Source organism: Pseudomonas tolaasii NCPPB 2192 (genome assembly GCF_002813445.1).
Taxonomy (GTDB): domain Bacteria; phylum Pseudomonadota; class Gammaproteobacteria; order Pseudomonadales; family Pseudomonadaceae; genus Aquipseudomonas; species Aquipseudomonas tolaasii.
The window spans coordinates 2,749,158-2,760,349 of the sequence record NZ_PHHD01000001.1 but is presented as its reverse complement, the minus strand read 5'-3'; the positions used below and the strand labels follow the sequence as shown (position 1 = coordinate 2,760,349).

At 62.2% G+C, this 11,192-nt stretch carries 6 protein-coding genes; 5 read left to right on the top strand and 1 reads right to left on the bottom strand.

The features are described from left to right. Positions 1–3 precede the first annotated feature (3 nt). Positions 4–1,422 carry an amino acid permease gene (locus ATI14_RS12745; RefSeq protein WP_016973492.1) on the bottom strand — a complete coding sequence of 473 codons (1,419 nt, stop codon included), beginning with the start codon at positions 1,420–1,422 and terminating at the stop codon, positions 4–6. 369 nt (positions 1,423–1,791) lie between these two features. Between ATI14_RS12745 and ATI14_RS12740 the strand changes: the two genes are divergently transcribed. From ATI14_RS12740 to ATI14_RS12725, 5 genes are all read left to right on the top strand, one after another. Next, positions 1,792–4,902, top strand: coding sequence for a transglycosylase domain-containing protein (locus ATI14_RS12740; protein WP_016973491.1), 3,111 nt, complete (start codon positions 1,792–1,794; stop codon positions 4,900–4,902). Between the two features lie 71 nt (positions 4,903–4,973). Next, positions 4,974–5,408 (top strand): dermonecrotic toxin domain-containing protein, encoded by a 435-nt coding sequence (locus ATI14_RS31165; protein WP_157786679.1) that lies wholly within the window; start codon positions 4,974–4,976, stop codon positions 5,406–5,408. Between the two features lie 19 nt (positions 5,409–5,427). Continuing rightward, positions 5,428–9,798, top strand: a complete 4,371-nt coding sequence (locus ATI14_RS12735; protein WP_157786678.1) for an NEL-type E3 ubiquitin ligase domain-containing protein — start codon at positions 5,428–5,430, stop codon at positions 9,796–9,798. A gap of 79 nt (positions 9,799–9,877) precedes the next feature. Then, a complete protein-coding gene (locus tag ATI14_RS12730; RefSeq protein ID WP_016973490.1) occupies positions 9,878–10,399 on the top strand; it encodes a PadR family transcriptional regulator in 522 nt (173 codons plus the stop codon). Further along, positions 10,396–11,163 carry a siderophore-interacting protein gene (locus tag ATI14_RS12725; RefSeq protein ID WP_017255638.1) on the top strand — a complete coding sequence of 256 codons (768 nt, stop codon included), beginning with the start codon at positions 10,396–10,398 and terminating at the stop codon, positions 11,161–11,163. The genes ATI14_RS12730 and ATI14_RS12725 overlap by 4 nt, the downstream gene beginning before the upstream one ends. Positions 11,164–11,192: the final 29 nt, after the last annotated feature.

Genomic DNA, 11,192 nt, shown 5'->3' with positions numbered 1-11,192 from the left:
ACGTCAGACCGACTGAGGGGCAACCCGACCGTTGCCGGTCGGCTGCAGCTTGAAGACGTAGAACAACACCGTCAGCAGCACCAGGAACGCCGGCCCTACGTAGAGCGCCACGCGGGTATCCGGGAAGTAGGCCATCAGGCCGACCACCAGCACCAGGAACGCCAGGGCCAGGTAGGAACTGAGCGGGTACAGCCACATGCGGTACTTGAGCCCCGCCTGCTCGGCCGGGCTCAGGCCTTTGCGGAACTTGAGCTGCGCCAGCAGGATCATCAGCCAGGTCCAGATCGCGCCGAAGGTGGCGATGGACGTCACCCAGACGAACACCTGGTCCGGCACCAGATAGTTGAGCAATACGCCCAGCAGCAAGGCGAAGATCGACAACAGCAGCGCCTTGCGTGGCACGCCGTTGCTGGAGGTCTTGGCGAATGTGGCCGGGGCCTGGCCATTCTGCGCCAGGCTATACAGCATGCGCCCGGTGCTGAAGATGCCGCCGTTGCAGGAGGACAGCGCGGCGGTGATCACCACGAAGTTGATGATGCCCGCAGCGGTCTTGATGCCCAGGCGCTCGAACGTCATCACGAACGGGCTGCCCTGGGTGCCGATTTCATTCCACGGGTAGATCGACAGGATCACGAACAACGCGCCCACGTAGAACAGCAGGATGCGCCAGAACACCGAGCCGATGGCACTGGGAATGGTCTTCTGCGGGTTGCGCGCTTCACCGGCGGTGAGCCCGATCATCTCTACGCCCAGGTAGGCGAACATCACCATCTGCAAGGACATCAACACGCCCTGCACGCCATTGGGCATGAAGCCGCCATGGCTCCACAGGTTGGCAATACCCAGCGCCACGCCGCCGTTGCCAAAGCCAAACGCGATGATGCCGACGCCGCCGATGACCATCGCAATGATGGTGACGATCTTGATCAGCGCAAACCAGAATTCGAATTCGCCGAAAGCCTTGACCGCGATGAGGTTGATGGTGCCCATGCTGACCAGCGCCGCCAGGGCCCAGATCCAGCGCGGCGTGTCTGGGAACCACACGCCCATGTACACGGCCACGGCGGTGATCTCCGCCACGCAGGTCACCAGCCACAGGAACCAGTAGTTCCAGCCGGTGAGAAAGCCTGCCAACGGGCCGAGGTAATCTTGTGCATAACGGCTGAAGGAGCCGGCGACCGGGTTGTGCACCGCCATCTCGCCGAGGGCGCGCATGATCACCAGAATCGCCAGGCCGCCAATGATGTACGAGAGCATGATGGCCGGGCCGGCCATTTCGATGGCCTTGGCCGAACCGAGGAACAGGCCGACACCGATACAGGCGCCAAGGGCCATGAGGCGAATGTGGCGCTCACCGAGTTCGCGTTTGAGCGGGCCGCCTTGAGCGGTCTCGCCATGGGGCAGTGGGTTGCCGACTGGCATAGGGGTACAACCTCATTTTGTTATTGGATTGCCCACCTGAGTCTGCGGGGGGGCAAGCCGGTAAGCCTGCCCCCTTGCCGAGACCGGGGCCGCCTCATGGACGGGCCCTTCTTGCCGGGCAAGATCAGCGGGGGCATGCAGTATAAAAAGCTCAGGTCAGAGCCTTTCACTATAAAAACGGGGCAATTTAGGGGAAGAACCCGTTGAAATGCCATTTTACAGGAGCATCTTACCTGCTCCGGGCGGCAAAACGCCGCAGTCCGTGCACTTCACGAAGTTGACGGGCCGATCACATTTTTCTCGCAGCCAGCCCCCAGCGACTACGCTTTGAACAAGTCCGATCAATCTGCGTGAAGGGATCAATCGACTATGGGCGCACTGTGGCAAACCGAATCGACAGAGGCTGCGAAATTACAAGGCAGTTCGGACCCAGCGCCTTTACCTGAAAACAAACCCCGGCCTCGCTACGGGTGGCGAGTGTTCTGGCTGATCCTGTTGATGGCTCTGATTGCCCTCGGATTTGCCGCCAACAAAGAGATGCGCACCTCCGCCCTGCAGGCGCGGGAACTCAGCCGCCTGGCCCACGACCTCACCTTCGAGATAAAACCCGGCGCCAGTGATGCCATCGTCTACCCCGGCGCAGGCCCCTTCGATCGCCGCCTGGGCTACAGCGACCTCGATACGTTCCTGCCACGCCTGCTCAAACGCGGTTACGTGATCGACGCCCAGGCACGGTTCTCGCCAGAGCTGATGAGGTATGCCAACAAAGGCCTGTTCGTGCCCTACGCGGAAAAAATCCAGGCAGGCCTTTCGATCACCGACTGCCGCGCCGTGCCGCTCTATCAATACGACTACCCGCAGCAGCTTTACGCAAGCTTCGCGGCGATTCCGCCGTTGGTGGTCAGCAGCCTGCTGTTCATCGAGAACCGTGACCTGCTCGACCCCGCCCAACCCCAGGCCAACCCGGCGGTGGATTGGCCGCGGTTTGCCAAGGCGGCGTGGTCGCAGGTCGCCAAGTGGCTGCACTTGCCTGGCCAAAGTGCAGGCGGGAGCACCCTGGCGACCCAACTGGAAAAATACCGCCATTCGCCGGATGGCCTGACCGTGTCCGGCGGCGAAAAGCTGCGCCAGATGTTCTCCGCCGCCGTGCGCGCGTACCACGATGGCCCCGACACCCTGCCTGCACGCAAAAACATTTTGCGCGACTACCTCAACAGCGTGCCCCTGTCGGCAGTGCCCGGCCACGGTGAAGTGCACGGCATGGCCGAGGGTTTGCGGGTGTGGTACGGCGCCGACTTCAACCAGGTCAACGCGGCGTTGACCGGCCCGGTCAATGCTCAACAAGGCCTGGCGTTGCGTGAGGTGTTGTCGCTGATCATCGCCCAGCGCCGACCGTCCCATTACCTGGCCAAGGGTCGCGACGAACTGGCGCAACTGACCGACAGCCACCTGCGCCTGTTGGCGCAGAACGGTGTGATCGAACCCGCGTTGCTCAAGCAGGCGTTGGCAAGCAAAGTCACCTACCGCGACTGGTTGCAGCAACCGACGATCCAGCCGATTGAGACCAACAAAGGTATCAGCGTCGCCCGCAGCCGCCTCGCCGCCCTGCTCGACCGGCCGCTGTACGACCTCGACCGCCTGGATCTCTCAGCGACCACGACCCTGCAAGCGCAACTGCAAAGCCAGGTCAGCGACTATCTAAAACACCTAGCCAACCCCGAATACGCGCGCCAGATCGGCCTGCTCGGCGAGCGCCTGCTCACCCCCGCCAGCACCGCACAGGTGCGCTACAGCTTCACGCTGTTCGAGTTGACGCCCGATGGTTCACGGGTGCGCGTGCAAACCGACAACACCGACCAGCCCTTCGACATCAACGAAGGCAGCAAGCTGGAGCTGGGCTCTACCGCCAAGTTGCGCGTGCTCACCACCTACCTGCAAATCATCAGCGAACTGCACGACAAATACGCCGCGCAAACGCCTGCTGCGTTGAAAAAAGTCACGGTGGATGACCAGGACCGCCTGAGCCGCTGGGCCCTGGATTACCTGATCCAAACGCCGGACAAATCCCTGGCGAAGATGCTCGACGCAGCCCTTGATCGCACCTATTCGGCCAGCCCCGGCGAGCGCTTTTTTACCGGTGGCGGGCTGCACACCTTTCATAACTTTCGCAGCCAGGACAACGGCCGCAGCCCCACCTTGCGTGACGCGCTGCGTGAGTCGATCAACCTGCCGTTCATTCGCCTGATGCGCGACGTGGTGCGCTACGTCACCTACGCGGGCGAGAACAACAGCGCCGAGTTGCTCAAGGACGACAACGACCCGCGACGCCAGGAATACCTCGCCGGGTTCGCCGACCGCGAAGGCACCACCTTTCTGCGCAAGTTCTGGCGCAAGTACCAGAAAAAAGACACCCAGGCACGTCTCGAGACCTTCCTCGACAGCCTGCGCCCCACGCCCATTCGCCTGGCCGCCGTGCACCGCTATCTGCTGCCAAACGCCAGCCAGAAAAGCTTCAACCTGTTTGTGCGCGCACACATGACCGGCGTCAAAAGCACGGTAAAACTCACCGACGAGCGTCTGGAAAAACTCTACAAAGACTACGGCCCCGGCGCCTACGACTTACCCGATCAGGGCTATATCGCCAAGGTCCATCCGCTGGATTTATGGTTGCTCGGTTACCTGCTCAACCATCCCGAAGCGAGCTTCAGCGATGCGGTGAAAGCCAGCCAGTTCGAACGCCAGGAGGTTTACAGCTGGCTGTTCAAGAGCCGCCATCAGAGCGCCCGTGACAGCCGCATCCGCACCATGCTGGAGATCGAAGCGTTCCTGGATATTCATCAGCGCTGGAAGGCCGTGGGCTACCCGTTCGACCACCTGGTGCCGTCGCTGGCCACTGCGATCGGCAGCTCCGGCGACCGCCCGGCAGCGCTCGCGGAACTGATGGGTATCATCCTCAATGACGGCGTGCGCCCCAAAGTGCTGCGCATCGACACGCTGCGCTTCGCCGCCGGCACGCCGTATGAAACCCGCGTGGTGAATGACCCGGCGCCGGGCAAACAGGTGATCCCCGTGGAAGTGGCGCAGGCTTTGCGTGGCGCGCTGTCCCAGGTGGTCGACGCAGGCACAGCCAAACGCGTCGCCGGCAGTTTCAAACTGGCCGATGGCACACCGTTGGCGATGGGCGGCAAGACCGGCACCGGGGACAACCGCATCGAGGCCATTGGTGCCGGCGGGCGCATCCTCAGTTCCAAATCCATCAACCGCACCGCGACCTTTGTGTTTTACCTCGGAGAACACCACTTCGGCACGTTGACGGCGTTCGTGCCCGGTCAGTCGGCCGAGCACTTCACCTTTACCTCGGCACTGCCGGTGCAAGTGCTCAAGGGCATGGCGCCCATCCTGATGCCGTACCTGCAACCGGGCAACCACACCCAATGCACGCCTGGCACACTGGCCGGCGTGCCAGGCGGCCAAGGCTAACTATGTAACCCCAGCAGGGAAACCTGCGCTTCTAGGCTGATGACCTTGTCCACGACTCAAGGTTATTCGCCATGGCTAACGGCCCTCACTTTTCACTGATCAAAAGCAGGCTTCCCGACTGGCTGCACACCACCACGTGGCCCAGGGCGCAAGCATTGAGCCGAGTGTCACTGGCTCATTTGCCCGCGTTTATGCAAGCAGGCACTCAGGCGCACGTTCCGGTCAAAGCCGCCAACGCCCGGGCCTGGGCCACACAAAACGACGTTGACCAACGCCTCAAAGACCTGCAGGCGCTGGACACTTTTGCCATTGCGCGACTCGAGCGCGCCTTGCTCGAACGCCATGGGCTCGACCTGGATGTGCGCGCCACGCACCTGTTTCTGGTCATCGAAAAGGGCGGGCTGCTCAAGGGCAGCCGTAGCCGAACCCTGTCCATGCTGGATGCCGCGTTGCAGAACTTCGCCCGAGACATTCACCGACAGCTCCAACTACATTTCCCGACCTGATGCACTAGGTCACTTCAACGTGCTGGCACATAAATCGCAGATGAGCATTGCGCAATTCATCGCCCTGTGCCGCGAACTGGACCTGGGTGCGCAATACGCCACGCATTTGCAACACCACTTGTTGCCCGAACACACACCGGATCAGGCGACTCTGCAGAGCCAAGTCATCGCCAGCCAGCAAGCCGCGCTGAACAATGCCGCGCACCTGGCCCTGTTGCGCGGTGAAATTTTGCCGGCGACCTTCCATGTGTTGCAACGAGCGGTGAAGGGCGAGCGCGCCGCGATGCAGTTTTACCGGCTGCGCATGATGGGCACACTGCTGACCGGCATCTTGTTGATTGCCGCCGACCTCGACCAGGCCCGGGACATCGTGCCGGTGGTGGCCTATATCCCCAACGACCCACAAGGCCCCATCCGTCATTATCCCAGCGCTCTGGCCTTTCGCACGGCACTGCTTGAAAAGCTCAAAGCCCCGGCTTATCAACAATTTTTCAGCCAGTTTGTTGATCACGCCCAACGCGGGGCTTTCTTCAACACATTGCAGCAACGCCCCACCTTCGAGGCCGTACGCTTTGATGGCGCACTGTGGCCACAGCTGTACCAGGCGGCGCTGAATAAAATCCTCAATGACGGCCGGGCCCTGGCGGTGTCCACCGCCGATGCCGACCGCCGCGCCGCATGGGCCTGGTGGGACACACTCGAACACACACTGGAAGGTGCACTGAATGTGGCGCTGCTGGTCATCACGCCGTTTGTGCCGTTGCTCGGCGAAGTGATGCTCGCCTACACCGCCTACCAGTTGCTCGATGAAGTGGTCGAAGGCGCGGTCGACCTTGCTGAAGGCCAGGCAAAGGAGGCCGCCAGGCATTTGGTGGAGGTGGTCAGCGATGGGGTACAGCTTGCGACCTTTGGCGTGGGCGGGCAGCTGGCGCGTTCGGTGTTCATTGACGGCATGCTGGCGGTGAAGGTCAATGACGAAACCCGCTTGTGGCACCCGGACCCGCGTCCTTACCGACAAACCCTGCAGCGACCGATCGACTCCCCCGCTGACGCGTTGGGCCTGCATCGCCATGGGGGCCAGACCCTCCTGTCGCTGGACGGCGACCACTATGCCGTGACCTTTGATACAGCCAGCGGCGAGCATCATATCCAGCACCCCAGCCGTCCTGGCGCTTATGCACCGCCCATACGCTACAACCACAGCCCCCGCGCATGGAGTGATGAGCGCCGCCTGCAGGCCCTCGGGCCACTGAGCGCGGAACAACGCGAGCAGGCCCTGACCATCGGCGGCCTTACCCATGCGCAGCTGCGCGCCATTCAAACTGAAGATCTGCCGGCTCCACTGCTGGACGACACGCTCAAACGCCTGCGATTGCACCAACAAGTCGTCCAACTGCCTGAAAAAATGCGTGCTGCAGAACCGATAGACCAAGACACTTACTGGAGCCCGCACCTTGCGTGCGAACTGCCGGGCTGGCCCCGTGATTACGGGATACATGTGTATGAACATGCCAACCTTGAAGCTGAGCACTTACGCTTTGGCGATGTCGACGCGTCGCACACCCTGGCCATCAGCCGCGACGACTTGAACCTGGGTAAATTACCCGAGCGGCTGGTGGATTTTCTGGACGAAAACCAGTTGGCCGATTTGCTGGGCGAGTCGCTGGAGGACCGCGCGGCGCAGATAAGCGCACTGCGCAATCGCCTGGCCGATCAACTCGTCGAACGTCGCGGCTCAATGTTCGCTTACCTGTACCGCGGCAGCGAAGACCTCACCACCGAGCGCGGCGTGCGCGTGCGCGAAGCCTGCCCCGGGCTGCCGAAAAGTCTGGTGCAGCACGTACTGGCGCTCGCGTGGCCAGAGGAGCTGGCAATCATGGACAGCGAAAAACGTGTGCCCCTGCGCCTGAAAAACATCGCCCGCGAACTGCAGTTACAAGCCTTGGGCGCCCACGCCTACCAGGGTTTTTATGACCCCCAACTGTTCGGGCCGCAGACCGAACAAATGGTGCTTGATACCCTGCGCCTGTACAGCGACAACCTGCATGACTGTCGCGTGGAAGTCCGCCAACACTCCGCCATCGGCACACTGCGCGCCAGTGCCGGCCCTCACGAAGCACGCGAGCGCCGTCTGCTGTTGAAAGTCCACGAGGGCTACGAGGTCTACGTGGGGCAACAACGATTGCACGCCGCCGCGGGGTTTTTCGACGCGCTGCTGCAGGCGCTGCCGTCCGCCGGGCGCCCTCCCGTCCGCGACGGTGCAACACTCAAGGCCTGGGTGATGCACACACTGCTTGCCCCCCAACCGCGTCGCAGCGTAATGGCTGCCCCTCTGGAAAAACCGCTGCAGCGCGTAACCCTGGAATTGCAGCAGCGCCCCATGCACACGGTACCGTCGTGGAGCAGCCAACTCTTCCCCGGCACGCTGGAACAGCGGGTCAAAGCCTTGTACCCCTATGCCGAGCAATCACTCATCGACACATGCGTGGCCAGCCTTGAAGACCCGCTGCAACGCCAGCAATTTGAAGCGCGTGAGACTGAAAAAGCCGAGCTGCAACTGGACCTGAGCAACTGGATCAACGTCACCGCCATTGACGAACCGCCCGGCACGGGCCACCAACGCATGTACCTGGCCAAAGCACTCTTGCGAACCTGGGAGGAACACCTCGGTGTCGATGACACCGGCGTGCGCTTGAGCCTGCAAAGCGTGCGTTTGACCGGGTTGCTCGGCAACCTGCGCCTGCGCGCCAACTTCGAGCATGTGCTGCACCTGGATCTGATCGATGCCCAGTTACTGAACGGTGATATGCACTTTCTGGACAGTTTCCCGCGCCTGATCAGCCTGAGCCTGCGCAACAATCAACTGACCCAATTGCCCCAAGCCGTCGGGCACATGAGCTCGCTGACGCACCTGAGCCTGGAGAGCAACCCGATCCAATGGAGCACCAACGATCTTGAGCGGCTCGGCAGCCTCTCTCATCTGCAGCAATTGTCACTGGCGCACAACCGCCTTTTGACCCGAGCGCCGCACCTCGGCAACTTGCCCCGGCTGGAAGCCCTGTCGTTGCGCAACACAGGCATTGCCGACTGGCCTGATGGGCTCTTCGACGTGCCACGGCCCTGGGGCTTTTACCTGGATATGCAAAACACGGCCGTCAGTACCCTTCCGCATTTTTTGCCGTGGCAGCCGGAAGCCGAACTGGTGGGGCGCGCGCGTCTGGACCGCAACCGGTTAAGCGCAGAGGCCGAGCAACGGCTGGTCAGCTACCGCCTTGAAGCCGGGTTGGACCCTTATCGAAGCTACCCACCGAGGGGCGACGCCGGTTTTTGGCTGGAGCGGGAAGCCCCCCGGCATCGCCCCTGGCTGGAGACCTTGTGGGCGGACCTTGAAGCCGAACACGGCTCCCAGGGTTTTTTCGAGGTGATCAAAAGCCTGGAACCTTCGGCCTTTTTTGAAGAAGAACACGACGCCATTCTGTATGAAAACAGCCGCGATGACCTGACCGACAAAGTCTGGCGCATGCTGCTGGCCATGGAGGCGGACACCGGTTTGCGCACGCGACTGTTTCAGATGGCCAGCAACCCGGTGACCTGCGCGGATGCGGGCGCGCATACGTTCAACGCGATGGGGCTTGAGGTGCAATTGGCCGAAATCGGGCGCGATGTGCATGGCACGTTGCGAACCGTGAAACTGGCGCAACTGGCCCGGGGGAAATCACGCCTGGACCGTCTCAACCGGGTGGCCCAGGCTGACATTCGCCAACGCATCAAGCCTCGGGCAGACGGGGGCCAGGGGCTGCGATTCAGTACAGACGTTATCGACGGCGTGCCGGGCACCGTGGATGAAGTTGAGGTTTACCTGGCCTACCACACCGGCTTGAAGCGCCGCCTGAAATTGCCTTGGGTGGCGCCGCACATGCGCTACCGCAGTACCGCCGACGTGAGTACTACCCACCTCAATAGCGCATTCGACAGCGTCATGCGCAGTGAGGCCAATGATGGCCTGGTGGACGGCATGCTCGAGCAACCTTTCTGGGATCGCCACCTGCGTACAGCCCACGCCTCAGGGTTCCAGGCCAGTCTCGACCGAGCCAATGCGTTGATCGACCCTCTCGACGACCTGATGTTCGCCCAAAATCAATGGGCCAACGCCGACACTCAGCAGCGCAGCACCCTGCAGCCGGGCCTGCTGAGCCTGGCCGACGCTCTCAACGTTCCCCATGCCGAGGTACTCACTGGCCAGCCTATGAGCAGCGACACCTACGAACGCATCCTTGCTGCGGGCTTCAGCGAAGACGTTCCAAGCGAAGCGGACCTGGCGCGCCGTTTGACCCGTGAGGCGCTTCAGCAGTTGGAGGAGCATGAGACCAGCGCCGAAGATGAAGACTGATAGCCGTCCGTCGGAGCATCTTGTGCAAGCAATAAGATATATCTTAAGTTATATCTAGATACACACAGAGGCTCCCACCATGCGAGACCATCCCCACCCGCGCGACGGCTTCGACCCCCGCGGAGGCCGCGGTCGCGGCCCCCGGGTATTTGCACCCGGCGATTTGAAACTGCTCCTGCCGGCTCTGATCGCCGAACAGCCTTGCCACGGCTATGACCTGATCCGCCGCATCGAAAGCCTGTTCGACGGCGCCTACACCCCCAGCCCCGGCGTGATTTACCCCACGCTGACCTTCCTGGAAGAGAGCGACTTGATCGTCGGTGACGCCGACGGCGGAAAAAAACGCTACACAATCACCGACGCCGGCCGTCTCTTCTTAAGTGAGCAACAGGTTGCACTGGACGGCGTGCGCATGCGCATTGACGTCAGCAAGCGCTCGCTGCGTGGCCAGGACCGGCCACCGGAAATCCACGAAGCGGTGCACAACCTGCGCCATGCCTTGCATTCGCACCACGGGCGCTGGAGCCCGGAAGAAATCGTTCGTGTCGCGGCGCTGCTCAATCGCGCCGCTCAATCCATCGCCGACGGGAAAGACCAATGACTACGCAAGCCATTCACCGCGTGACCCACGAAATCAAACGTCGCCGCCTCGAGGTACTGCGCGTGGTCGACATCACTCCGCGCATGCGCCGCATCACCCTGGGCGGGCCGGAACTGGCGGGCTTTATCAGCCTGGGCGCCGATGACCATATCAAGCTGCTGTTCCCGCAGAACGCCGCCGAACAGGCCGCACTGGAAAGCCCGACGTTCAACATCAAGGGCGACGGCCCGCAGCCGGCCATGCGCGACTACACACCACGCCGCTACGACCTGAGCATCGGCGAGCTGGACATCGACTTCGTGCTGCACGGCGACGGCCCCGCCTCCACGTGGGCCGACCAGGCCAAAGTCGGCCAGCACCTGTACATCGGTGGGCCCCGGGGCTCGTTGATCGTGCCGGATATCTTCGACAGCTACCTGCTTATCGGCGATGAAACCGCCCTGCCCGCCATCGCCCGGCGGCTGGAAGAATTACCGGCCGGGCGCAAGGTGCTGGCGGTGATCGAAATCGCCAATGCAGCCGAAAAACAAACGCTGAACAGTGCGGCCGAAGTTGAGGCGATCTGGGTGATTCGCGGCCAGGACGACCTGCTGGAGACCGTACGAAACCTGACGCTGCCAAGTGGCTCGCTGTACAGCTTCGTCGCGACCGAAACCAAGCTTTCACGCCAGGTGCGGCGTGTGCTGCTGGACACCCACCAGGTCAATGAGGAGTTCCTCAAGGCCGTGGGCTACTGGCGCGCCGAGGGCAGTGAAGAAGAGTGATACCTCAATGTGGGAGCTGGCTTGCCTGC

What these genes read in the sequence shown, in the direction of transcription:
- ATI14_RS31165 (WP_157786679.1), top strand. Translation starts at nt 4,974, where the DNA reads ATGGCTAACGGCCCTCACTTTTCACTGATCAAAAGCAGGCTTCCCGAC.
- ATI14_RS12730 (WP_016973490.1), top strand. Translation starts at nt 9,878, where the DNA reads ATGCGAGACCATCCCCACCCGCGCGACGGCTTCGACCCCCGCGGAGGC.
- ATI14_RS12740 (WP_016973491.1), top strand. Translation starts at nt 1,792, where the DNA reads ATGGGCGCACTGTGGCAAACCGAATCGACAGAGGCTGCGAAATTACAA.
- ATI14_RS12745 (WP_016973492.1), bottom strand. Translation starts at nt 1,422, where the DNA reads ATGCCAGTCGGCAACCCACTGCCCCATGGCGAGACCGCTCAAGGCGGC.
- ATI14_RS12725 (WP_017255638.1), top strand. Translation starts at nt 10,396, where the DNA reads ATGACTACGCAAGCCATTCACCGCGTGACCCACGAAATCAAACGTCGC.